The organism is Thioalkalivibrio sp. ALMg13-2, from assembly GCF_000381185.1.
In the GTDB taxonomy this organism is placed as follows: Bacteria; Pseudomonadota; Gammaproteobacteria; order Ectothiorhodospirales; family Ectothiorhodospiraceae; genus Thioalkalivibrio; species Thioalkalivibrio versutus.
In genome coordinates this window covers 78681-101451 of record NZ_KB906106.1, presented here as the reverse complement: position 1 = coordinate 101451, position 22771 = coordinate 78681, and the positions used below count along the sequence as shown (strand labels likewise).

The window sequence follows — 22771 nt, the reverse complement described above, 5'->3', positions numbered from 1 at the left end:
TCCTGTGGCCCGGCCCCATTCGGATGACGCAACTCCGCGGATATTGCGGTCCAACGTTAGCAGAATTGCGACGTCTGTACAGTACAAAGTTTGAGGTTTTTTCATGGCCAAGCGTGAAATCCTGCACTTCCCCGATCCCCGGCTGCGCCTGAAGGCCGAGCCGGTCGCCGAGGTGGATGACGAGATCCGTACCCTGGTGGACGACATGTTCGAGACCATGTACGAGGCCCCGGGCATCGGCCTGGCGGCCACCCAGATCAACGTGCAAAAGCGTGTGCTGGTGGCGGATATCTCCGATGATCAGAGCGCGCCACATGCCCTGATCAACCCCGAGATCCTGGAAACCTCCGGCGAGGAGGAGATGGACGAGGGTTGCCTGTCCGTGCCCGGTTTCTACGAAAAGGTGCAGCGTGCCGACCGCATCCGCGTGCGCGCCCTGGGGCGCGATGGCCAGCCCTTCGAGCTGGACATCGACGGGCTGCTCGCGGTGTGCATCCAGCACGAGATTGACCACCTCGACGGCAAGCTGTTCGTCGATTACCTGTCCAGCCTGAAGCGCGGCCGCATTCGCAAGAAGCTGGAGAAGCAGGGCGTCCGCACCGGGGCGGGTGACAAGGCCGCGGTCCCCGCGGTCTGATGGGGGTGGCGGACACGGACGTCGACTCCCTGCGCATCGTCTATGCCGGGACACCCGATTTTGCAGTCCCGGCGCTGCAGGCCCTGATCGAGAGCGGGCATGCGCCGGTCGCGGTCTACACCCAGCCGGACCGCCCGGCGGGGCGCGGGCGCAAGTTGCGCCCCGGCCCGGTCAAGCAGGTCGCCGAGGCCGCGGGGCTGCCGGTGGTGCAGCCGGAGAGCCTCAAATCCCCTGAGGCCCAGGCGGCGCTCGCGGCCTGGCGCCCGGATATCCTGATCGTGGCGGCCTACGGGCTGATCCTGCCGCGCGCGGTGCTCGCGATCCCGCCGTTGGGCGGTCTCAATATCCATGCCTCGTTGCTGCCGCGCTGGCGCGGCGCGGCGCCGATTCATCGTGCCATCCTCGCGGGGGATGCCGAGACCGGGGTCTGCCTGATGCAGATGGCCCCGGGGCTGGATACCGGCCCGGTGCATGCCTGCCGCCGTGTCCCGATCACGCCGGAGACCACGACTGGAAGCCTGCACGACATCCTCGCCCGTGAAGGCGCCGAACTGCTGGTCGAGCAGCTCCCGGCGATCGCCGCTGGCGAGTCCGCCCCCTTGCCGCAGGATGATGCGCAGGCCACCTATGCCCGCAAGCTGGAGAAACAGGAGGCCTGGATGGACTGGTCGCAACCGGCCGTCGCCCTGGATCGCCAGGTACGTGCCTTCAACCCCTGGCCGGTGGCCCAGACCGGCTGGCAGGGGCAGGTGGTGCGGGTGTTTAACGCGACCCCTCTTGCCGAACCGGCCGATGCGGCGCCGGGGACGATTCGAAATGCTGGAGTGGACGGCGTCGACGTGGCCACGGGCGACGGCATCCTGCGGCTGCAAACGGTGCAGCTGCCGGGACGTCGCCCGGTCGCGGCGGCCGACTGGGCTCGTAATGCCGATCTGGTTGGCCAGACCCTGACGGGGGCGGTCTGATGGCAGGCAAGCAAAAGCGTGTGGTGCCCTCGCGGGTGGATTCGCGTTCGCCGCGTCAGCGTGCGCTGGAGGCGGTCGAACGCGTGGTGCTGCAGGGGCAGTCGCTGACCCGGGCGGTGGAGCTGGTGACCGAGGGGCTCGCGCCGCGCGATGCCGCCTGGGTGCAGGCCCTGGCCTACACCACCCTGCGCTGGTATCCGCAGCTGGAGGGCCTGGTCGGCGGGTTTCTCGAGCGGCCGCTGCGCAAGAAGGATGCCGTGATCGGCGTGCTGCTGGCGCAGGGCCTGGCCGAGGTGCTGCATTTCGGTACGCGGGATCATGCGGCGGTGCGCGAGACGGCCGAGCTGGCGCGCGAGATCCATCGACCCGGCGCGGTGGGGCTGATCAACGCGGTTCTGCGCCGTGCCCTGCGCGAGCAGGATGCACTGGCCGCCCGGATCGAGGCGGAGCCGGGCCTGCGCTATGCGGTTCCGGCGTGGCTGCTGGAGGCGATTCGCGACGCCTGGCCTGAGGACTGGGAGGCGTTGCTGGAGGCCTCGACGCTGCCGGCGCCGATGACCCTGCGGGTGAACCTGCAGCGCGGCAGCCGCGAGGCGGCGCTGGAGGCGCTGGCCGCTGCGGGGACGCCGGCGCGGCCGCACCCGGTGCTCGCCAGCGCGCTGACCCTGGAAAATCCGGTCGACGTCGGGGCGCTGCCGGGGTTTGCCGACGGGGCGCTGTCGGTCCAGGACGCCTCGGCGCAATGGGCCGGGCAACTGCTGGATCCGCAGCCGGGGGAGCGGGTGCTGGATGCCTGTGCGGCTCCGGGCGGCAAGACCGGGCACCTTCTGGAGCGCGCCGGTGGCCAACTGGACCTCACCGCGCTGGACAACGACCCGGAACGCCTGGAGCAGGTGCGCGAGAATCTCGACCGGCTGGGCTTCGACGCCCGGCTGGTCGCCGCCGACCTGGAGGCCGCCGACGACTGGTGGGACGGCCAGGCCTTCGACGCGATCCTGCTGGACGTGCCTTGTTCTGCCACCGGCGTGATCCGGCGTCATCCGGATATCAAGACCCTGCGTCGAGCCGAGGACATCCCGCGCCTGGCGGCGGAGCAGGCCCGCCTGCTGGCCGGCGCCTGGCAGCTGCTGCGCCCGGGCGGGCGGCTGCTGTATGCCACCTGCTCGTTGCTGTCGCCGGAAAACGAGGCCGTTGTGGCCCCGTTCGTGGCCGCGACCGCGGATGCGCGGGTGCTTCCCGTGAACGGCGATGCGGGGATCCCCGGAGGCCGGCCGCGCGAGGTCGGCGTGTCGCTGCCGCTGGGTCTCGAGGGCGGTGATGGCTTCTACTATGCGCTCCTGGAGAAGCAGGCCCCCTGATGCCGAGCGGCGCCTCCCCGTGGCGCGGGCCCTTCGTGGCGCTGTGCTGCCTGTTTGCTCTGCTGGCGCTGCCTGTGCCGGCCGCGGCGGTGGAGATCCGCGGCGCCAATCACCTGTGGCTGGACGACACCACCGTGCTGGTGCGTCTCGATATCGACATGCGTCTGCCCGCCGTGCTTGAAGATGCCCTGGCCAACGGAGTGATCCTGGAGTTCGAGGCGGAAACCCGTCTGGAGCGCGGTCGCCGGGTGGGGCGCGACACCCTGGCGAGCGAGACCCGCCGGGTCCAGCTGCAATACTTTGCGCTGAACCGGCATTACCTGGTAACCGCGGTGACCGACGAGCGCATGGATCTGAAACCGACCCTGGGGGATGCCCTGGACCAGGTCGCCCGGCGGCTGGGCCGGCTGCGCCTGGATGGCATTCCCGCTTCGGCGCGCCCGAATCCCGGGGAGTTCGACCTGGCGGCACGCCTGATGCTGGTGTACTCGGCGCTGCCTCTGCCCCTGCAGCTGGATGCCGGGTTGCGCGGTGATCTGACGACACGACAGGAGTGGCGGCGATGGTCGCTGGATTAGGGAAAAGCTGGTCAACGTACGCGCTCGCTGCTTCGTCGCTTTTGCGTGCGAACAAGGCGCGGCGACCGCCGTGCAGTCATTCTGCACAAGGGTGCCGCAACGCCGTGCGCAGGCCCGTTTTTGATCACAACGGGCGGCCGAGCCCCTGCTTTCAATGGTTCGTGGGGTTGGTAACCCAGGTTCCCCGATCCGGCGTTGCGGCCCTTGCCGATAGAATGGCTACCGGCTGCGGACCGCGCCTTGTTTCGGAAAACCTGGGTTACCAACGCGAGGGTGTACGTTGATCAGCGTTTCCCTAAGGGGCTTCCCGTGGGGGCTGTTCGGCATCGGGCTCCTGTTCGTGCTGCTGCTGACCTCGCTGGTGGTGATGGGCGATGCCGCGCAGAACCAGGCGCGCTTCGAGCAGCTGTTCCTGTGGCTGCTGGTGTTCCACGTCGCCGTGCTGGTGGCGCTGGGCGGGCTGATCATCTATCAGGTCGCGCGCATGGCGATCCAGTATCGCCGCGGGGTCCCCGGCAGCCGGCTGACCCTGCGCCTGGTTGCGGTGTTCATGCTGGTGGCGGTGCTGCCGGTGTCCGTTGTCTATTACTTCTCCTTCAAGTTCCTGAACGAGGGCGTGGATTCCTGGTTCGACGTGCGCGTGGAGTCGGCGCTGGAGGATGCGCTGGAGCTGTCGCGCTCGTCGCTGGATCTGCGGGTGCGCCAGCTGGCGAACGAGACCCAGGAACTGATGAGCGATCTCGAGGGGGTCTCGGAGGGGCTGGTGCCGCTGGCCCTGAACGACTATCGCCGCCAGGTCGGGGCGCAGGAGCTGACCCTGGTCGGCTCCAACAACCGCATCATCGCCTCCAGCACCGACAGCCCAATCCGTCGTCTGCCGACCCCGCCCGGGTCCGACATTCTGATGCGGGTACGCCCGGAACAGCCGTATTCGCGGCTGGAGCCGCAGCCCGACGGCTCGCTGATCATCCGCGTGGTGGCCACCACCAGCAGCCGCCGCCCGGGCTCGGAGAACCGTATCCTGCAGGGTATCTATCCCGTGGACCCGCGCATGAGCGCGTTGTCGCTACGGGTGCAGGACGCCTTCGCCGACTATCGCGAATTCGCCTACCTGCGCGGGCCGATGATCCAGGGCTTTGTGTTCACCCTGTCACTGGCGCTGGCGATCTCGCTGATGGCCGCGCTCTGGGCCGGGCTGCTGGTGGCGCGGCGCATGGTGCGCCCGATCTCCGACCTGGTGCAGGGCACACGCATGGTCGCCCAGGGCGACTACAGCACCCGCCTGGCGGTGCAGCGCGCCGACGAGCTGGGTTTCCTGGTGCAGTCGTTCAATACCATGACGCGCACCCTGAACGAGGCGCGCGACGAGGCGGAACGCAACCGCCGCCTGCTGGACGCCGAGCGCGCCTACCTGGAGAGCGTGCTGCAACACTTGCGCTCCGGCGTGCTGGCGCTGGATGGCAGCCTGCGCCTGCGTACCGCGAACGCCGCGGCCAGCGAGATCCTGGAGTGCGACCTGCAGCGGGCGCGCACCCGGGTGATGTCGGAGGTGGGCGCCGAGTGCCCGCTGGTGGCGCAGTTTTTCGAGGCGATCAGCGATGCCCTGGTGCGCCAGGAAGAAGAATGGTCGCGCCAGGTGGTGGTGTTTACCCGTAGCGGGCGCAAGGTGCTGATGACCCGTGCCGTGTGGCTGCCGACCTCGGGGTCCAGCCGCGGTCTGCACGCGATCGTGTTCGACGACATGACCGAGTTCCTGAAGGCCCAGCGTGACGCCGCCTGGGGCGAGGTTGCGCGCCGCCTGGCGCACGAGATCAAGAACCCGCTGACCCCGATCCAGCTGTCCGCCGAGCGCCTGTCGCGGCGTCTGGGCAAGGTGCTGGAGGGGGCGGATCGCGAGGTGCTGGATCGCGCCACCGGTACCATCGTGCAGCAGGTGGAGGCGATGAAGACCCTGGTCAACGCCTTCCGCGACTATGCCCAGGCCCCGCAGCTGGAGCGCGCGTCGGTGGATCTGAACCAGCTGATCCGGGACGTCTGCGAGTTGTACCTGGACCAGGACGGGCGCTCGCGCGTCGATGTCACGCTGGATGCATCCCTGCCGCGAATCCATGGCGACGCCGGGCGTCTGCGCCAGTTGCTGCACAACCTGATCAAGAACGCCCTGGAGGCGGGCGAGGGCCACGAGGACATGGAGGTGCATGTCGCCACGGCGTATCTCGACGACTCGGCCGGGCCGCATATCGAATTGCGTGTGATCGACACCGGCCCGGGCATCAAGCCGGAGTTCCTCGAGCGTATCTTCGAGCCCTACACCACCGACAAGCCGCGTGGAACCGGTCTCGGTCTGGCCGTCGCGCAGAAGATCGTGGAGGAGCATGGCGGCATGATTGAGTGCCATAATGCAGAGTCCGGGCCGGGCGGGGCGGTCTTCCGCATCCGCATCCCGGTGGAGCATGGTCCGGTGGTTCACGAGGAGCCCGAATGAGCGAAGCCTACATACTCGTGGTCGACGACGAGCCGGACATCCGCATGCTGCTGCAGGATGTGCTGGAGGACGAGGGCTATCAGGTAGCACTCGCCGGCTCCGTGGCCGAGGCCAAGGCACAGCGTCGCAGTCGCCGCCCGGACCTGATCCTGCTGGATGTCTGGATGCCGGACGGTGACGGGATCTCCCTGCTCAAGGAGTGGGGCGATGACGAGGGGCTGCCCTGCCCGGTGGTGATGATTTCCGGTCACGGCAACGTCGAGACCGCTGTGGATGCCACGCGCCTGGGTGCCTACGACTTCATCGAGAAGCCGTTGTCCATCGACAAGCTGCTGATCACCCTGAACAATGCCCTGGAGGCCGCACGCCTGCAGCGCGAGAACGTGGGCCTGAAGCGCCACGCCGGTACGGTGGCCGACCCGGTGGGCGACAGCGCCACCATGGTGAACCTGCGCGACCAGGTGCAGCGCATGGCGCAGCACGATACCTGGGTGCTGATCACCGGTGAGCCAGGCGTTGGCAAGCAGACCTTCGCGCGGCTGCTGCATGCACGCAGCGCGCGCCGCGAAAGCCCGTTCATCGTGGTCTCGGTGGGGTCGCTCTCGGGCGAGGAGGCGATCGCCGAGCTGTTCGGCAGCGAGCAGGGAGAACATGTGCGCTATGGGCTGCTGGAGCAGGCGGCGGGTGGCGTGCTGTTCCTGGACGAGGTCGCGGAGATGGATCTGCAGACCCAGGGGCGGTTGCTGCATGCGCTGGATACCCAGCGCATCACCCGCATCGGCGGCAACCAGCCCATCAGCGTGAACGTGCGCGTGATCGCAGGGAGTCAGTACGACCTGGCCGAGGCGGTCAAGCAGGGCCACTTCCGCGAGGACCTGTACTACCGGTTGAATGTCCTGCCACTGACCATCCCGCCCCTGCGCGAGCACCCCGAAGACATCCCGGAACTGCTGGAGTGTCATATGCGCCACCTGCACCAGCAGGAGGGGCTGCCGCCGCGCGCCTTCCAGCGTCCGGCCCTGGAACGGCTGCAGCAGTACCACTGGCCGGGCAACGTGCGCGAACTGCGCAACCTGGTGCAGCGGCTGATGATTTTGGGCTCCGGCGACGAGATCACCCGCGACGAGGTGGAACGTACCCTTAGCGGGCAGCCGCAGCGCGCCGAGGAGGGCGGCGAGGGGACGGTCGCCATCCCCGATCTGCCGCTGCGCGAGGCGCGCGAACAGTTCGAGCGCGAATACCTGCAGCAACAGCTGGAGCGCTCCGAGGGCAACATGACGCGCCTGGCGGAACGGGTGGGGCTGGAGCGCACGCACCTGTACCGCAAGTTCAAGGCGCTGGGGATCGACCCCAAGCGCGTGAAATCCGATAGCTGAACCTGCTCCGGGACGGGAGACGCATGAAGCACATCATCATCCTCGGGGCCGGGCAGGTCGGTCAGTCGCTGGCGGAGGCGCTGAGCGCCGACGGGATCGACATTACGGTGGTCGATTACCGCGCCGAGATGCTGGCGGAGCTGGAGGATCGTTTCGACATCAAGACCGTGCACGGCTTTGCCGCGCACCCCTCGGTGCTGGAGGCAGCCGGTGCGCAGGACGCGTCCATGCTGATCGCGGTCACCAACTCGGACGAGACCAACATGGTCGCCTGCCAGGTGGCCTCCACGCTGTTCAATATCGAGACCAAGATCGCCCGGGTGCGGGCCCGCGACTACCACGAGACCCCGGCGCTGTTTGCCCAGGACGCGATGCCGGTGGACATGCTGATCTCGCCCGAGGCCATCGTGACCAGCCACATCCAGCGCCTGATCGAGCACCCCGGTTCGCTCCAGGTGCTGGAATTCGCCGAGGGCCGAGTTTCGCTGGTGGGGGTGCGCGCCTACTACGGTGGCCCGCTGGTCGGGCACGAGCTGAAGAATCTGCAAAACGACATGCCGGGCATCCAGACCCGGGTGGCCGCGATCTTCCGCAAGGATCGCTCGATCCAGCCGGATGGTTCCACGGTGATCGAGGCCGATGACGAGGTGTTCTTCGTCGCGGCGAAGAAGAACATCCGCGCGGTGACCTCGGAGCTGCGCAAGCTGGAAAAGCCCTACAAGCGGATCATGGTGGCCGGTGGCGGCAACATCGGCGAGCGCCTGGCCGAGACGCTTAGCAAGCGCTACCGGGTCAAGGTGATCGAACGCGATTCCGAACGTGCCGATCATCTGGCGCGGACGCTACCCAGCAATGTGCTGGTGCTGCACGGGGACAGCTCGGATGACCGCTTCCTCGAATCCATCAACGTCGAGCACAGCGACGTGTTCTGCGCGGTCACCAACGACGACCAGGCGAACATCTTCGCCGGGATGCTGGCCAAGCGCTGGGGCGTGCGCAAGGTGATGTCGCTGATCAATCGGCCGAGCTACGTGGACCTGCTGCAAAGCGGGACCATCGATGTCGCGATCTCGCCACAGCAGGCGACCATCGGTGCGCTGCTGGCGCGGGTGCGCGAGGGCGGAACCGCCACCGTGCATGCCCTGCGCCGCGGTGCGGCCGAGGCGATCGAGACCGTGGTCAACGGCGATGCCCGGACGTCGCAGGTGGTCAGCCGCCGGATCGACGAGATCGACTTTCCCGAGGGCACTCGCGTCGGAGCGGTGGTGCGGGGCGAGGAGGTCATCATCCCCCATCGCGACACGGTCATCGAAGCCGGCGACCACGTGATTCTGTTCGTGACCGATCGGCGCAAGGTGAAGCAGGTGCAGCGCCTGTTCCAGCCCACGGCGCTGTTCTTTTAGGGAAACACTGATCAATGTACACACTCGCGTTGGTATCCCAGGTTTTCCGAGACAAGGCGCGGTGCGCAGCCGGTAGTGGTTCTACCGGCAAGGGCCGCAACGCAGGATCGGGGAACCTGGGTTACCAACCCCGCGGGGCTCGGCCGCTTTTGCGCGCGCACGGCGTTGCGGTTCCCTTGTGCAGAATGACTGCACGGCAGTCACCGCGCCTTGTTCGCACGCAAAAGCGACTCGAGCGCGAGTGCGTACATTCATCAGTGTTTCCCTAGGCGGAGCGCGCGGATGCTCCATCTCGCCTCCACGGCCCGGCTGCTGGGTGTCCTGCTGACGCTGTTCAGTCTGGCGATGCTGCCGCCGGCGGCCATCGGCTTTCTGTACGGGGAGTCCACCGCGTACGTGTTCCTGCAGGCCTTCGCCCTCCTGTTGCTGATGGGCGGGCTGCTGTGGGCGCCGTTGTACCGCATGCGCCAGGAGCTGCAGGCGCGCGACGGCTTCATCCTGGTGGTGCTGTTCTGGCTGGGGCTGGGGATCGCCGGGGCGACACCGCTGTACCTCGACCCGAGCCTGCAGGTGTCCTTCACCGATGCCGCCTTCGAGTCGATGTCCGGGCTGACCACGACCGGCGCCACGGTGCTGACCGGGCTGGATGATCTGCCGCGGGCGCTGCTGTGGTATCGCCAGCAGCTGCAATGGATGGGCGGCATGGGGATCATCGTGCTCGCGGTGGCCATCCTGCCGCTGCTGGGCGTGGGCGGCATGCAGCTGTTCAAGGCCGAGACTCCGGGGCCGATCCGCGACAACAAGCTGACGCCGCGAATCGCCGAGACCGCGCGCAACCTCTGGTACATCTACCTGGGCCTGACCGTGGCCTGCGCGCTGGCCTACTGGGCCGCCGGCATGGATGCCTTCGATGCGATCGCGCACTCCTTCACCACCGTGGCGATTGGTGGCTTTTCGACCTATGACGCCAGCATCGGTCATTTCGACTCCGTGGCGATCGAGATGGTCGCCATCGCGTTCATGGTTCTGGGCGGGATGAACTTTGCTCTCCACTTTCTGGTGCTGCACCGCGCGACCTGGAAGCCTTACCGGCGGGACGAGGAGTTACGCGCCTACCTCCTGGTGCTCGGCTCGGCGATCGTCCTGGTGGTCGGTTTCATGCTCTGGAGCGGGTTTACCGATCAGTTCGGGGATGCATTGCGCCGCGGGGTCTTCCATGTCGTGTCCATTGCGACCACGACGGGCTATGCCACAGACAGCTTCTACCTGTGGCCCGGTTTCCTGCCTGTGTTGTTGATCCTCCTGTCGTTCATCGGTGGCTGTACCGGTTCCACCGGTGGTGGCATGAAGGTGGTGCGCGTGCTGTTGCTGGTGAAGCAGGGGCTGCGCGAGATCAAGCGTCTGATCCACCCGCACGCGCGGATCGCCGTGAAGGTCAACGGGAAGGAGGCCCCGGATCGCGTCGTGCAGGCGGTGTGGGGCTTCCTGGCGGCCTACGTGATGGTGTTCGTAGTGATGATGCTGGGGCTGATGGCATCCGGTCTGGATCAGGTGACCGCGTTCTCGGCAGTGGCCGCTTCGCTGAACAACCTGGGCCCCGGTCTGGGCGAGGTCGGGCCCAACTTCCAGTCGATCAACGATTTCAGCAAGTGGGTCCTGGTGGTTGCGATGCTGATGGGGCGCCTGGAAATCTTTACCGTGCTGGTGCTTCTGTCGCCCGCCTTCTGGCGGCGTTAGCCTGACTGTACGTATCGGCACGCGCCGAGGGAGGTACCCCATGAGCGACATGATCGAACGCTTCCAGAATATGCTCGACGGCGGTCAGGATTCCGCCATGCTGCGTTTCTCGCTGGGCAATGCCCTGGCGACCGATGGCCAGCTGGAGGCCGCAGTGCCCCATCTGCAGCGGGCGCTGGATCTGGACGGCGGTTATTCCGCGGCCTGGAAGCTGCTGGCGAAGACGCTGGTGGAGCTGGAGCGCCCCGAGTCGGCCCTGTCCACCTGCGAGCGCGGTATCCGCGTGGCCACCGAGAAGGGTGATCTGCAGGCCGCGAAGGAGATGGAGGTCTACGCCAAGCGCGCCCGCAAGCAGCAGGCCGCCACGGACGGGCCCACCGACGGTGCCGGGGGCGCATGAGCGCTGTCGACGACGAAACCGGGCGGCGCGAGGACGCTGGTGCCTACCAGGCCCCGCTGACCGCCGCGCACTTCGCCCCGCGTTACTGGGGCAGCTGGCTGTTGCTGGGCCTGGCCTGGGTGCTGCAGGAGCTGCCGCGACCGGCCGTGCGCGGTCTCGCCGGCGGGCTGGGCCGGCTGATTCGCCGGCTGGCCGGGCGCAGTCGGGCGGTGGTCGAGCGGAACCTGGAGCTGTGCTTCCCGGCGATGAGCGCCGCGGAGCGCGCCCAGCGCCTGGAGGCCTATTACCGCTACCAGGCGCAGACGGCGCTGGACTACGGGTTGCTGTGGTTCGGCAAGCCCGGCCAGCACGCCGCCCGCATTCGCATCGAGGGTCTGGAGCACTACGAGCGCCTGCGCTCCGGCGGGACGCCAGTGATCATCCTGGCGCCGCATTCCCTGGGGCTGGATTACGGCGGCGTGCGCATGAGTCAGATGTTCGACGGCGTGTCCTTCGCCAAGCCGCTGAAGAACCCGGTGCTGGAGTGGATCAACCACCGCAGCCGCACGCGCTATTCCGGCGATATCTTCGCCCGCGACCAGGGCCTGCGCCCGGCCATTCGCCAGCTCAAGCGCGGTCGCTTCTTCTATTACCTGCCGGACGAGGACCTGGGCGCCGAGGGCGCAGTATTCGTGGATTTCTTCGGTGTGCAGAAGGCCACGCTGACCGCGCTGGCGCGTCTGGCGCGCATGTCGAAGGCGGCGGTCCTGCCCAGCTTCGCCTGGTATGACGCGGCGGCGGACCAGTACGTGATGCGCCTGTGGCCGCCCCTGGAAGACTATCCCTCGGGGGATGATGCCGTCGATGCGCGGCAGATGAACGCCGCCATCGAGCGTGGCATCGAGCAGGCCCCGGCGCAGTACCTGTGGTCCATGCGCCTGTTCCGCACCCGGCCCGAGGGCGAGCCGCGCCTGTACCCCGCGCGCGAGCGCTGATCCCGCCCTCATGCCCGAGGGCGACACGATCCACAAGCTGGCCGCCGCGTTGCGGCCGGTACTGGAGGGCGCAACGCTGACTGCGGTAGCGACCCGCACCCGGCGCGGCGATCCGTTGCTCGAGCATGGCGCGATGACCGCCGGGACCGTGCAGGCCCGGGGCAAGCACTTGTTGCTGGATCTTGCAGCTGCGGATGGCCGGCCGTGGCAGTTGCGCACCCACCTGGGCATGTACGGGACCTGGCACCAGTACGCCCCGGGTGTCGCCTGGCACAAGCCGGCCTCCAGTGCCTGGGCCGTCCTCAGCCTCCCGGAGCGGGTACTGGTCTGCTTTCATCCTCGCGAGCTGCAGTGGCGCCCGCGCACGGCGGGTGCGGCGGATGTCCCGCGTCTGGATGCCCGTGTCGGCCCTGATCTGCTGGACCCGGCGATCGACCTGGATGCCGTGGTCATGCGGGTGCGGACCGTCGCGGACCCGGCGCGCCCGATCCTGGATGTGCTGCTGGATCAGTCGCTGGCGGCGGGCATCGGAAACATCTACAAGTCAGAGGTACTGTTCCTGCAAGGCTGTCACCCGCTGTGGCCTCTCGGGCAGGTGTCGCAGCGAGTGCTGGCGGGGCTGTACCGCGATGCCGAGCGGTTGCTGCGGCGCAACTTGAAGCCGGGTCCGCGCATCACCCGCGAGCGCGCGGAGGAGGGGGCGTTCCTGAACGTCTATGGCCGCCGTGGCGAGCCCTGCCGGCAGTGCGGCGCACCGGTCGAATATGCCCTGCTGGGCGAACACGGCCGCTCGACGTACTGGTGCCCTGTCTGCCAGCCGAGGGAACCCGCCGCCTGAACACAGGTACCAATGGACATCGGACCGAACAAGGAGCGAGCCATGAGCAAGCGCAAACATATCCTGGGACGTGTAACGGTGGTTCCCATGACCGTGGGCCTTCTGGTGGCATGCACCGGGTCCTCCGGGGTCTCGGCCGAGGGCCTGGAGGGCGGGCAGCAGGATCTGCAGGTCAGCGTGCTGCACGAGGAACTGAATCACCCCTGGGCCATCGCCTTCCTGCCCGAAGGCGGTGCACTGATCAGCGAGCGCCCGGGCACCCTGCGCTGGTTCGAGGACACCGAGGCCTTCGACGGGCGGGGCGCGCTGGTCCCGGGGATGCCGGACGACCTGCAGGCGCGCAACCAGGGCGGGTTGCTGGATCTTGCGCTGCACCCCAATTTCTCCGACAACCGCTGGCTGTACTTCACCTACTCGGCGAGCGTGGAGGGCGGACTGACGACCCGCCTGGCGCGTGGGCGCTTCCAGGATGGCGAGCTGCAGGACGTGGAGACACTGTTCACCGCCGAGCCGGGTGTCAGCGGCGGCCGCCACTTCGGCAGCCGCATCGTGTTTGACCAGGCCGGGTACGTGTACATCAGCGTGGGTGACCGCGGCGATCGCGATCATGCGCAGGACACCTCCACCCATATCGGCAGCATCATCCGGTTGCATGACGATGGTTCGGTGCCGGATGACAACCCGCTGGTGGATGAACCCGACGCCCGCCCGGAGATCTGGGCCTGGGGTGTGCGCAACCCGCAGGGCATGGTGATGGACCCCGAGACCGGCACCTTCTGGCAGAACGAGCATGGCCCGCGCGGGGGTGACGAGGTCAACATCATCGAACCCGGCCTGAACTACGGCTGGCCGGTCATTACCCACGGCGAGGAATACCGTGGCGGCCAGGTGGGCGAGGGTCTGACCGAGAAGGAGGGGATGGAGTCACCGCTGCATCACTGGACGCCTTCCATTGCCCCGTCCGGCATGGCGATCCTGCGCGATCCGGCCTTTGCCGACTGGGATGGTGACCTGCTGGTCGGCGGACTGGCGCACCAGACGCTGCGCCGCCTGACCTTCGACGGGCGCGACCTGGTCAATGAGTCCGAGGTGCTGCCGGATCTGGATCGCCGTGTGCGCGACGTGCGCGTGCACGAAGGCGCAATCTACGTACTTACCGACCACAACCCGGGGGAGCTGATCCGGCTCACCCCGGCTGACTGATGGAGTCGCCGATGTTCGCATTTTCCGAGCCGCGCATGCCTGCGCCCGAGCAGGCCTTGCCCGGGCGCGAGGAGCCGATGCCGGTGCCCGGGCGCCACATGGTGCTGGGAACCCCGTTGGCACCGCCGTACCCCGAGGGCATGCAGGTGATTCAGTTCGGCATGGGCTGCTTCTGGGGCGCCGAGCGCCTGTTCTGGCAGCTGGGCGGGGTGTACTCCACCAGCGTCGGTTACGGTGGGGGCTATACCCCGAATCCGACCTATCGCGAGGTATGCAGCGGCCAGACCGGGCACACCGAACTGGTGCGTGTGGTATTCGATCCGCGGCGAGTCGACCTGGATGCGCTGTTCCGCACCTTCTGGGAAGGCCACGACCCGACCCAGGGCATGCGCCAGGGCAACGACGTCGGTACCCAGTACCGCTCCGCGATCTACACCACCGATGCGGACCAGCTGGCGGCCGCCGAGACCAGCCGCCAACGCTTCCAGGCCGCGCTGGACAAGGCACGGGGCGGAACGATCACCACCGAGATCGGCGAAGGGCCGGCGTTCTATTTCGCCGAAGAGGATCACCAGCAATACCTGGCCAAGGTCCCCCACGGCTACTGCGGCCTCGGCGGCCTCTCCGTGCCGTACCCGGCCTGAGCGCCTGCCCTTCTTCGTGTCTTCTTGGTGAATCGGGTTTTAGCCGGTATTGGCGGCGGCCTGAACGAGGGCGTGGAACAGACGCTGGTGGCGGCGCTTCTGGGGCAGGTATTCCGGGTGCCACTGCACGCCGATGCACCAGCCGCGGTCGGCTTCGATCGCCTGTACCACGCCGCTGCTCTCGCGGCCGGCGACCCTTAGCCCGCGGCCCAGGCCATCCACCGCCTGATTGTGCAGGGCGTTCACGTGCAGCGTGGCGTCGCCCAGGATGTCGGCCAGGTGGCTGCGCGGCTCCAGCTGGACCGGCTTGACCGGCAACAGGCTGCGGGCCTGCGGTGTTTCCACGTAGAACTCGGCCAGGTCGCGCTGCAGCGTGCCGCCGCGCACCACGTTGACCAGCTGCATGCCGCGGCAGATGCCGAGGATCGGGCGGTGATCGTCCAGCGCGCGGTGGATCAGGGCCTTCTCCAGGCGGTCGCGGTCGACGTCCAGTACCCCGCCGTGCGACTGGAACAACCGGCGCAGTAGCCACAGGGCCGGGTAGAAGAGATAGCCGATCAGCCGTTGCGAGAGGCGGCGCTCCGCCTGGCGGATGGCGGCCGCATCCGGTCCATCGGGCAGGGTCTCGCCGTAGAGCTCGGGGTCGACATCCGCCCCGCCGCCCACGATCAGTCCGTCGAACGGGCAACGGCCGCGCGGTCGGCCCGGGCGCAACCGCAAAGGGCGGCCTCCCGCGCGCCACACCGCCAGGGCGGTGAACAGCCAGGCCGGACCCCCGCCCTGGTCCGGCCCGGAGATCGCGATCACCGGGCGACGGGCTTGGGGCGTGACCCGGCTGGTTGCATTGGGAGCCGAGTCAGAACCAGTCACGAAGGCGCTGGCTCCAGTCGTCGGCCCAGCGGCCGAGGGCCTGGCCGGGGCGTTCCATATATTCCCGCGACAGGCGCTCCAGGCGTTCCGGATCCGCCGCCAGGCGTTCCACCTCGACCCAGCCATTGAACGGGCGCGCCAGGCTCCAGTCCGGGTCGTCGATCTCGCAGTTCGGCAGGCGGTAATGGAAGGCCGGGCGCGGTTTGATCAAGTCGTGTTCCACCGGTGCGGCGTTGACCCGTTCCGGGTCCAGGTGGGCAAACAAGGGCAACAGGTCCAGTGGTCGGTTGCGGGTTGGGCTGTGCGCCAGGTAGGCATCGATCAGGCCGGCCTGATCGGGTTGGAACTCCAGGTCCAGCATGTGGCGTACAAAGGGCCCGGGAAATGCCCGAATGTAGGGGGACAGTCGCCGTGCCAGGTCGATTGCGCCGGCCGCGGTGAGGGCCTCGGCCATCAGCAGGAAGCTGCGCAGGATCGCCAGCAGCCACTCGGCATCGGTACGGTGGATCTCGATATTGATCTGCAACCCGAAGGCGTAGAGAAACGAGCGTTCGGTGCCCTGGGCGCCGGCCTCTTGCAGGGCCGCGCGTACCCGGTCCAGGCGGGGCAGGTCGGCCACCGGGATCGGCGGGGCCACGATTTCATGCGGCACCAGGCGGCCGGCGGCGTCGGCCAGCCAGCGATCCAGCGCCGCCTTGTCGGAGTCGTCCAGTTCGATGCCGAGGCGCGCGAGATGCTCGCGGTAGGCCCGGTCCTTCAGCACCCGGGCGTCCAGTTCCAGCTGGAAGTCGCCGACGTCGGTATCGCGCACGCGGGCGACGAACGCACTGTCCGGTTCGATCTGCCCTCCGAATTCGGCCTTTACTGCTTCGGCCATAATCTCCAGCGAGACCCCGGCCATCTCGATCTCTACCCCGATGCGGCGCGGTTCGCCCTCGGGGCTGTCGGGCCACGGGAGGTCGTGGAAGGGCTCGCTCATGCGTGTCTCGAAGCCGTGCAAGGGAAACTCCATGATAACGGCTCGGTGTACCTCGTGCGGCCCGGGCAGTAGGATAGGCGCCGACCTACAGGAGCCCGCCGAGCCCATGGATCGAATCTATCTGCGCGACCTCGAAATCGATGCCGTTGTCGGTGTCTACGACTGGGAACAGCGGATCCAGCGCCGCCTGCGATTCGACATCGAACTGGCGGCGGATACCCGCATCGCCGCCTATTCCGGCGAGATCGGCGATACCGTCGATTACGAGGCGGTGGCCAACGCGGTGCGGGCCATCGTCACGCGCGAGCCGCACGCGCTGCTGGAATCCCTGGCCGAAGAGATCGCCGAGGCCCTGATGACCCAGTTCGGCACCCCCTGGGTGCGCATCAAGCTGGGCAAGCCCGGGGCCGTTCCCGGTGTGCGCGAGGTCGGCATCGAGATCGAACGCGGCACCCTCGCGACGTCCGACTAGCCCCTCTTCTCCTACGGGCCCTTCCGGCCCGCTTTCCTGCCTTTTGTTCCGCGTCTGCCCCGTGCGGACGCCGGACCGTGTTCACACTTTTTGTTGATCGCACGCTTTTGGTGCGTGTGCACTTTTAGTGCGCACCATCCAGAGGCAAAACCTCGTGGTTCGGCCGCAACACGTGTTGTGAAAAGCCGATTTTGCTCCCTTTTGGTACTTGGCACAGCCCGTGCAAGGACCGGGTGTCGACTACGCGACACTCGATTGACCAATCTGGGAGATGACCAACATGAAGAAGTTCACCCGTTCCGCGCTGGCCGCTGCTGTCCTCACCGTAGGCTCCACCGGTGGCGTCGCGTTTACCTCCACCGCCGCCGCGGAGCTGTCCGTGAACATCGGTGCGGTGTCCAACTACTACTTCCGGGGCTTTTCCGAAAGTAATGACGGCGCAGCCATTCAGGGTGGCATTGATTACGAGCACGCCTCCGGTTTCTACGCTGGAACCTGGGTCTCGAATGTTGACTTTGGCGTCGACGAGGGGAATGAAGATCAAACAAGCTACGAAATGGATCTTTATCTCGGGTTTGCCGATGCGTTCGAGAATGGTTTTGGTTACGACGTGGGTTACATCTATTACGCCTATCCGGATGCCCGGGACGATACCGGTTCCCTGAGTGCCGACTTTGGCGAAGTCTACGGTGAAGTCAGCTTCGATACGGGGCCGGTCGGTCTCTATGGCGGCATGGCCTATGTAGTTCACGACAGTGATGACTCGGCCTTGCAGGATGACGACATGTACTTCTACGCCGGTCTGGATATCCCGTTCATGGATGTTTACAGCGCCGGGTTCCTCGTGGGTCGTACCAGCTTCGACGATTCCGATGCCGAAAACTACACCCACTACACCGCCAGCCTGGCGCGCGACGCCGGGGACTGGGGCGAGTTCAGCCTTAACCTCGAGTATGTCGACGAGTCGGACGAGGACCTCGGCGCCTGGGTGGGCTGGTCCAAGACGTTCTGAAGCCGGCTATTACCTCTTAATGCAAAGGCGGGTCCGTGGATCAGCGGACCCGCCCACAGGAGTCTGACATGAAGATGATTACCGCCGTGATCAAGCCGTTCAAGCTTGATGATGTTCGCGAGGCGATCTCGGAGATCGGCGTGCAGGGCATGACCATGACCGAAGTCAAGGGTTTTGGTCGCCAGCGCGGTCATACCGAGTTGTATCGCGGTGCCGAGTATGTAGTCGATTTTCTGCCCAAGGTGAAGCTTGAAGTGGCTGTTGACGAAAACCTGGTGGATCAGGTGGTCGAGGCCATTTCAAAGTCCGCCAGCACGGGCAAGATTGGCGACGGCAAGATCTTTATTACGCCGGTGGAGCAGGTCGTGCGCATTCGCACGGGCGAAACCGGACCGGAAGCGCTTTAAACCTTTGCCTTCCAGCGAATGAGGAATTTCAATCATGGAAATTGAACAGCAAGTTGTCGAACTCGCCTATGCGATGGACACCTTTTACTTTCTGGTGGCCGGTGCACTGGTGATGTGGATGGCCGCGGGCTTTACCATGCTCGAGGCCGGTATGGTGCGCACCAAGAGTGTGGCCGAAATTGCAACCAAGAACATCGCCCTGTATTCGATCGCCAGCATCATGTACATGCTGATCGGCTACAACATCATGTACAGCGATGGTCTCAGCTCTATTATCCCGGGGCTGGGCTTCCTGATCAGCGGCGACAACGCAGTCGCGGACGTGCTGGGTAGCGGTGGCGACATCTACTACTCGGATCGTGCCGACTTCTTCTTCCAGGTCGTGTTCGTGGCCACCGCGATGTCCATCGTCTCGGGTGCCGTGGCCGAACGCATGAAGTTGTGGGCCTTCCTGGCCTTTGCGGTCGTGCTGACCGGCTTCATCTACCCGATCCAGGGCTTCTGGAGCTGGGGTGGCGGTATCCTCGACCAGATCGGCTACCTGGACTACGCCGGTTCCGGCATCGTCCACTTCACGGGTGCCGCTGCGGCGCTGGCCGGTGTGTTGCTCCTCGGGGCGCGCAAGGGCAAGTACGGCGCAGATGGCAGGATCAACGCCATCCCGGGTTCCAACATGCCGCTGGCCACGCTGGGTGTGCTGATCCTGTGGCTGGGTTGGTTCGGCTTTAATGGCGGGTCCGAGCTGAAGGTGTCGGACATCGAGTCCGCCAATGCCGTGGCCGCCGTGTTCGCCAACACCAACCTGGCCGCGGCCGGGGGTGTGGTGGCCGCGCTGATCACCACCCGTCTGATCTTTGGCAAGGCCGACCTGACCATGGCGCTGAACGGAGCGGTTGCGGGACTGGTGTCCATCACTGCCGAGCCGCTGATGCCCAGCCCGGTCCTGGCGATGATCATCGGTGCCGTGGGTGGTGTGATCGTGGTGTTCTCGATCGTCGCCCTCGACAAGCTGAAGATCGACGACCCGGTTGGTGCGATCTCCGCGCACGGGACGGCCGGTATCTGGGGCGTGATGGCGGTGCTGCTGTCCAACCCGGATGCGACCTTCTTCGGCCAGATCGTGGGCCTGCTCGCCATCTTCGTGTTCGTCTTCGTGGCCAGCCTGATTGTCTGGGCGATCCTCAAGGCGGTGATGGGCATCCGCCTGAGCGAAGAGGACGAGGCCATGGGCGCCGATATCGCCGAGTGCGGCCTCGAGGCCTACCCGGAGTTCACCGGGAAGCAATAAAGCCTCGTTAACCTGAAACCGGGGTCGGGCCGTAACCCGGCTCGATCCCGATACATCGTCTCCTCCGACGCCGACAAGACAGTCTCCCAGGACTTGGATGTTGGCCTTTGGGCGCCCCTTTATCGGGCGCCCTTTTTTTGTTCGACACACCGGGCGGGAGAGGGCTTGCCCGCGAAGCCCCCGCCCGCGGCGGTTCTTGCGACTGATGCCCGCGGGCTACTAACACCCCGGCCGGCTCTCTTCCCAGCAAGCAGGGTCTCCCGGTCGGGCCATTCATCCCCGTACCCCGGCTTCGGTTACGATCCCGCTTTTGCCGCACCGGAAGCCTGTCGCATGGATCGCCTGCTGGACGTCCGACAACTGAAAACAGCCCAGCTGGGCCCGCTGGACCTGGCGGTTCAGCCGGGCGAACTGGTGCAGGTCACCGGCGCCTCGGGTGCCGGCAAGTCGCTGCTGTTGCGCGCCCTGGCGGATCTCGACCCCAGCACGGGGGAGGTGATGCTGAACGGCGAGGCGCGCGACGCCATGCTGCCGGTCCAGTGGCGCCGGCGCGTGGCCTATGTGCCGGCCGAGACCGCCTGGTGGGGCGAGCGCGTGGACGAACACCTGCCCGCCGATTTCTCGCGTGAGGCGGCCCTGCACCTGCTGGAACAGGTCGCGTTGCCCGAGGCCTCGCTGGGCTGGGAGGTCGAGCGTCTCTCCAGCGGCGAGAAGCAGCGCCTGGGTCTGGTGCGCGCGCTGCTGAACCGGCCCCGCGTCCTGCTGCTGGACGAGCCCACCGCCAACCTGGATCTGGAGAACACCAAGCGCATCGAACGCGCGGTGCGGGCGTATCTCGCCGAGGAAGATGCGGCGGCGCTGTGGGTCAGCCACGACACGCTGCAGCGTCAACGCCTGGGCGGGCGCATCCTCACCATCCACGAAGGGCAGCTGGAGAACACGGCATGGAGCTGATCTCGCTTTCCGCGCTGGATCTGACGTTGGCGGCGCTGCTGGTCGTGGCCCTGGCTGGCCTGACCATCTGGGCGCGCATGGGGCTGGGGCGCAGTCTGCTGATCGCCGGGGCGCGCACCGTCATACAGCTGCTGCTGATCGGCCTGGTGTTGCAGACGCTGTTCGACCACGCGCACCTGGGCTGGGTGGCGCTGATGGCGCTGGTCATGGTGTCGATCGCCGGCTACGAGGTGATGGCGCGTCAGCAGCGCCGTTTTGCCGGGCTGTGGGGCTACGGGATCGGTGCGGTCACCATGTTCGTTTCGGCCTTTGCCGTCACCGTGCTCGCGCTGACCACGATGGTGGGACCCTCGCCTTGGTGGGAGCCGCAGTACGCCATCCCGCTGCTGGGGATGCTGCTGGGCAACACCATGACCGGCATCGCGCTGGGGCTGGACCGCCTGACCCAGACGGTCTGGCGCGAGCGCCGCACCATCGAGGCCCGCCTGGCGCTGGGCTCGGGCTGGAGCGAGGCCGTCGCCACCATGCGCCGCGAGGCGGCCCGCTCCGGCCTGATGCCAACCATCAATGCCATGGCCGCGGCCGGCATCGTCAGCCTGCCGGGCATGATGACGGGCCAGATCCTCGCCGGCGCCCCGCCGGTGGAGGCGGTTAAGTACCAGATCCTGATCATGTTCCTGATCACTGCCGGCACCGGCTTCGGCACCCTCGGCGCGGTCTGGTTCGCCTCCCGCCGCCTGTTCGACACCCGCGAACGCCTGCGCCTCGACCGCCTCAAGCCGGGCCGCCACACGTAGCCATATCCACCACGAACGGTGCATTTCGCATTCGCTCAATGCACCCTACGGCGTTTGTGATGCCCGTCATCGCGAGGTGCGCAGCGCCGTGGCGATCGCCGTGGGTGCCCCGGCGCGGAGCAGGGCGAACGTCGGTGGTTGCGTCGGGAGGTTACTCGCTGCGCTCGCCCTTCGGGCCGGCCTGCGGCCGCTCAACGCGCTTCGCGCTTTTGTGTCACGGCCCCTTCGGCGCCTCGCAATGACAGGAAGGGAATCCCGTCATTGCGAGCGCAGCGAAGCAATCTCCCGACGATGGCGCCGCGCTAAGGGGAGTTTGGCCGGGATCAGGCGAACAGCTTGCGGCGGAAGAACTCGGGCGTGGCCCCGGCGGCGCGGTGGATGGCGGCGTTGTAGTAATGGGTGACAAACGTCGCCTCCTCGGCTGCTTCCTCGCGCAGGAAGGACACCGGGGCGTCCTTCGCCGCGATGGTGCAGGTCCACCAGCCGGAGGGATAGGTGGGTTGTGGGAAGTGCATCGTCAATGCATCGATGAAGCCGGCCGCGCGCAGGCTGTCGTGCATCGGGCGGATGATGCTCTCGGTATGCAATAGCGGCGATTCGCTTTGCTGTACCAGCAGGCCATCCGGGCCCAGGGCCTTCACGCAGTCCTTGTAGAAGGCGGTGGAGAACAGGCCCTCGGCCGGGCCCACCGGATCGGTGGAATCGACGATGATCACGTCGACGGAGCCGGGCGTGGCGTCCTGCAGGTACTGCACGCCGTCGTCGAACAGGAGCTCGGCGCGGGGGTCATCGTTGGCGTCGCACAGTTCCGGGAAGTACTGCTCGGCCAAGCGGGTGACGCGCTCGTCGATATCTACCTGCACGGCCTTTTGCACTTCGTCGTGCTTGAGCACCTCGCGCAGGGTGCCGCAGTCACCGCCGCCGATGATGACCACGTTCTTCGGGGCGCTGTGCGAGTAGAGCACCGGGTGCGACATCATCTCGTGGTAGATGAAGTTGTCGCGCCCGGTGAGCATCACGCAGCCGTCGATCACCATCAGGTTGCCGAAGGCCTCGGTCTCGTAGATCTCGATCTTCTGGTACGGGGTCTGTTCCTCGTGCAGCTTTTGCTTGATGCGCAGGGACAGCGCCATGTTTTCGTGCGGTTCGCTGAACCAGTTGTTGTCGAGTGCCATTGGGCGGCTCCCCTTGCGGATGCGGTGGACGGTATGATGCGCCGCTATGATAGTGCCCTGTATCCTGCGGGCAACTCTGAACCTCCCCGTCATTGCGAGGAGCCGTAGGCGACGAAGCACAAAAGCAGCTTAGCTGCGTTGAACGGCCGCCGGCCGGCCCGAAGGGCGAGCGTAGCGAGTAATCTCCTGAACGAGGGCAGTGCGTTTGGTTGCGCTGCT

General features: G+C 66.9%; 22 protein-coding genes. 19 read left to right on the top strand and 3 right to left on the bottom strand.

Features of this window, described 5'->3' with window-relative positions:
* Positions 1–103: 103 nt before the first annotated feature.
* The 13 genes from def to msrA all read left to right on the top strand — a co-directional run bounded on the left by def (position 104) and on the right by msrA (position 14598).
* Positions 104–637 carry a peptide deformylase gene (gene def, locus F618_RS0106805; protein ID WP_019568137.1) on the top strand — a complete coding sequence of 178 codons (534 nt, stop codon included), beginning with the start codon at positions 104–106 and terminating at the stop codon, positions 635–637.
* Entirely contained in the window at positions 637–1602 is a 966-nt protein-coding gene (fmt, locus tag F618_RS0106800; RefSeq protein ID WP_019568136.1) for a methionyl-tRNA formyltransferase, read from the top strand. The genes def and fmt overlap by 1 nt, the downstream gene beginning before the upstream one ends.
* Positions 1602–2960 carry a 16S rRNA (cytosine(967)-C(5))-methyltransferase RsmB gene (gene rsmB, locus F618_RS0106795; protein ID WP_019568135.1) on the top strand — a complete coding sequence of 453 codons (1359 nt, stop codon included), beginning with the start codon at positions 1602–1604 and terminating at the stop codon, positions 2958–2960. The genes fmt and rsmB overlap by 1 nt, the downstream gene beginning before the upstream one ends.
* Positions 2960–3538, top strand: coding sequence for a DUF4390 domain-containing protein (locus tag F618_RS0106790; protein ID WP_019568134.1), 579 nt, complete (start codon positions 2960–2962; stop codon positions 3536–3538). Before rsmB ends, F618_RS0106790 begins: the two co-directional genes overlap by 1 nt.
* Positions 3539–3818: 280 nt before the next feature.
* Entirely contained in the window at positions 3819–6023 is a 2205-nt protein-coding gene (locus tag F618_RS0106785) for an ATP-binding protein (RefSeq protein ID WP_018176246.1), read from the top strand.
* Positions 6020–7399 (top strand): sigma-54 dependent transcriptional regulator, encoded by a 1380-nt coding sequence (locus F618_RS0106780; protein ID WP_018168357.1) that lies wholly within the window; start codon positions 6020–6022, stop codon positions 7397–7399. The genes F618_RS0106785 and F618_RS0106780 overlap by 4 nt, the downstream gene beginning before the upstream one ends.
* A gap of 23 nt (positions 7400–7422) precedes the next feature.
* Positions 7423–8802 (top strand): Trk system potassium transporter TrkA, encoded by a 1380-nt coding sequence (gene trkA / locus F618_RS0106775; protein ID WP_018144642.1) that lies wholly within the window; start codon positions 7423–7425, stop codon positions 8800–8802.
* A 282-nt stretch (positions 8803–9084) separates the two neighbouring features.
* A complete protein-coding gene (locus F618_RS0106770) occupies positions 9085–10539 on the top strand; it encodes a TrkH family potassium uptake protein (RefSeq protein ID WP_018168356.1) in 1455 nt (484 codons plus the stop codon).
* 40 nt (positions 10540–10579) lie between these two features.
* Positions 10580–10939: a tetratricopeptide repeat protein gene (locus tag F618_RS0106765; RefSeq protein WP_018144640.1), complete on the top strand. Its 360-nt coding sequence runs from the start codon at positions 10580–10582 to the stop codon at positions 10937–10939.
* The gene (locus F618_RS0106760) at positions 10936–11913 is read left to right on the top strand and encodes a lysophospholipid acyltransferase family protein (protein ID WP_019568133.1); all 978 of its coding nucleotides are present in this window, start codon (positions 10936–10938) and stop codon (positions 11911–11913) included. The genes F618_RS0106765 and F618_RS0106760 overlap by 4 nt, the downstream gene beginning before the upstream one ends.
* A 10-nt stretch (positions 11914–11923) precedes the next feature.
* The gene (locus F618_RS0106755; RefSeq protein WP_019568132.1) at positions 11924–12751 is read left to right on the top strand and encodes a DNA-formamidopyrimidine glycosylase family protein; all 828 of its coding nucleotides are present in this window, start codon (positions 11924–11926) and stop codon (positions 12749–12751) included.
* 42 nt (positions 12752–12793) lie between these two features.
* Positions 12794–13954 carry a PQQ-dependent sugar dehydrogenase gene (locus tag F618_RS0106750; protein ID WP_019568131.1) on the top strand — a complete coding sequence of 387 codons (1161 nt, stop codon included), beginning with the start codon at positions 12794–12796 and terminating at the stop codon, positions 13952–13954.
* 11 nt (positions 13955–13965) lie between these two features.
* Positions 13966–14598 carry a peptide-methionine (S)-S-oxide reductase MsrA gene (gene msrA / locus F618_RS0106745; protein ID WP_019568130.1) on the top strand — a complete coding sequence of 211 codons (633 nt, stop codon included), beginning with the start codon at positions 13966–13968 and terminating at the stop codon, positions 14596–14598.
* A gap of 39 nt (positions 14599–14637) precedes the next feature.
* On the opposite strand, the gene F618_RS0106740 is transcribed toward msrA, so the two are convergent.
* Both F618_RS0106740 and F618_RS0106735 read right to left on the bottom strand, forming a co-directional pair.
* Complete coding sequence (locus F618_RS0106740; RefSeq protein WP_019568129.1) at positions 14638–15405, bottom strand: gamma-glutamyl-gamma-aminobutyrate hydrolase family protein; 768 nt, start codon at positions 15403–15405, stop codon at positions 14638–14640.
* Between the two features lie 49 nt (positions 15406–15454).
* Positions 15455–16480 (bottom strand): amidoligase family protein, encoded by a 1026-nt coding sequence (locus tag F618_RS0106735; protein WP_019563312.1) that lies wholly within the window; start codon positions 16478–16480, stop codon positions 15455–15457.
* A gap of 73 nt (positions 16481–16553) precedes the next feature.
* On the opposite strand from F618_RS0106735, the gene folB reads away from it, so the two are divergent.
* From folB to fetB, 6 genes are all read left to right on the top strand, one after another.
* Positions 16554–16919 (top strand): dihydroneopterin aldolase, encoded by a 366-nt coding sequence (gene folB, locus F618_RS0106730; RefSeq protein WP_019563311.1) that lies wholly within the window; start codon positions 16554–16556, stop codon positions 16917–16919.
* Between the two features lie 280 nt (positions 16920–17199).
* Complete coding sequence (locus F618_RS0106725; RefSeq protein WP_024325934.1) at positions 17200–17931, top strand: TorF family putative porin; 732 nt, start codon at positions 17200–17202, stop codon at positions 17929–17931.
* Between the two features lie 68 nt (positions 17932–17999).
* Complete coding sequence (locus tag F618_RS0106720) at positions 18000–18338, top strand: P-II family nitrogen regulator (RefSeq protein ID WP_012981610.1); 339 nt, start codon at positions 18000–18002, stop codon at positions 18336–18338.
* Positions 18339–18372: 34 nt separating this feature from the next.
* Positions 18373–19626, top strand: a complete 1254-nt coding sequence (locus tag F618_RS0106715; protein ID WP_018938931.1) for an ammonium transporter — start codon at positions 18373–18375, stop codon at positions 19624–19626.
* 333 nt (positions 19627–19959) lie between these two features.
* Positions 19960–20580, top strand: a complete 621-nt coding sequence (locus F618_RS0106710; RefSeq protein WP_018176239.1) for an ATP-binding cassette domain-containing protein — start codon at positions 19960–19962, stop codon at positions 20578–20580.
* A complete protein-coding gene (gene fetB / locus F618_RS0106705; protein WP_018176238.1) occupies positions 20571–21377 on the top strand; it encodes an iron export ABC transporter permease subunit FetB in 807 nt (268 codons plus the stop codon). The genes F618_RS0106710 and fetB overlap by 10 nt, the downstream gene beginning before the upstream one ends.
* A 323-nt stretch (positions 21378–21700) precedes the next feature.
* Here fetB and speE read toward each other — a convergent pair whose 3' ends face one another.
* Complete coding sequence (gene speE, locus F618_RS0106700; protein WP_018168343.1) at positions 21701–22552, bottom strand: polyamine aminopropyltransferase; 852 nt, start codon at positions 22550–22552, stop codon at positions 21701–21703.
* Positions 22553–22771: the final 219 nt, after the last annotated feature.

Coding starts and splice junctions, on each gene's coding strand:
- msrA (WP_019568130.1), top strand. CDS start 13,966: ATGTTCGCATTTTCCGAGCCGCGCATGCCTGCGCCCGAGCAGGCCTTG.
- rsmB (WP_019568135.1), top strand. CDS start 1,602: ATGGCAGGCAAGCAAAAGCGTGTGGTGCCCTCGCGGGTGGATTCGCGT.
- trkA (WP_018144642.1), top strand. CDS start 7,423: ATGAAGCACATCATCATCCTCGGGGCCGGGCAGGTCGGTCAGTCGCTG.
- F618_RS0106770 (WP_018168356.1), top strand. CDS start 9,085: ATGCTCCATCTCGCCTCCACGGCCCGGCTGCTGGGTGTCCTGCTGACG.
- F618_RS0106790 (WP_019568134.1), top strand. CDS start 2,960: ATGCCGAGCGGCGCCTCCCCGTGGCGCGGGCCCTTCGTGGCGCTGTGC.
- F618_RS0106735 (WP_019563312.1), bottom strand. CDS start 16,480: ATGGAGTTTCCCTTGCACGGCTTCGAGACACGCATGAGCGAGCCCTTC.
- def (WP_019568137.1), top strand. CDS start 104: ATGGCCAAGCGTGAAATCCTGCACTTCCCCGATCCCCGGCTGCGCCTG.
- F618_RS0106725 (WP_024325934.1), top strand. CDS start 17,200: ATGAAGAAGTTCACCCGTTCCGCGCTGGCCGCTGCTGTCCTCACCGTA.
- F618_RS0106760 (WP_019568133.1), top strand. CDS start 10,936: ATGAGCGCTGTCGACGACGAAACCGGGCGGCGCGAGGACGCTGGTGCC.
- F618_RS0106720 (WP_012981610.1), top strand. CDS start 18,000: ATGAAGATGATTACCGCCGTGATCAAGCCGTTCAAGCTTGATGATGTT.
- F618_RS0106715 (WP_018938931.1), top strand. CDS start 18,373: ATGGAAATTGAACAGCAAGTTGTCGAACTCGCCTATGCGATGGACACC.
- F618_RS0106710 (WP_018176239.1), top strand. CDS start 19,960: ATGGATCGCCTGCTGGACGTCCGACAACTGAAAACAGCCCAGCTGGGC.
- fetB (WP_018176238.1), top strand. CDS start 20,571: ATGGAGCTGATCTCGCTTTCCGCGCTGGATCTGACGTTGGCGGCGCTG.
- F618_RS0106765 (WP_018144640.1), top strand. CDS start 10,580: ATGAGCGACATGATCGAACGCTTCCAGAATATGCTCGACGGCGGTCAG.
- folB (WP_019563311.1), top strand. CDS start 16,554: ATGGATCGAATCTATCTGCGCGACCTCGAAATCGATGCCGTTGTCGGT.
- F618_RS0106780 (WP_018168357.1), top strand. CDS start 6,020: ATGAGCGAAGCCTACATACTCGTGGTCGACGACGAGCCGGACATCCGC.
- F618_RS0106755 (WP_019568132.1), top strand. CDS start 11,924: ATGCCCGAGGGCGACACGATCCACAAGCTGGCCGCCGCGTTGCGGCCG.
- F618_RS0106750 (WP_019568131.1), top strand. CDS start 12,794: ATGAGCAAGCGCAAACATATCCTGGGACGTGTAACGGTGGTTCCCATG.
- speE (WP_018168343.1), bottom strand. CDS start 22,552: ATGGCACTCGACAACAACTGGTTCAGCGAACCGCACGAAAACATGGCG.
- fmt (WP_019568136.1), top strand. CDS start 637: ATGGGGGTGGCGGACACGGACGTCGACTCCCTGCGCATCGTCTATGCC.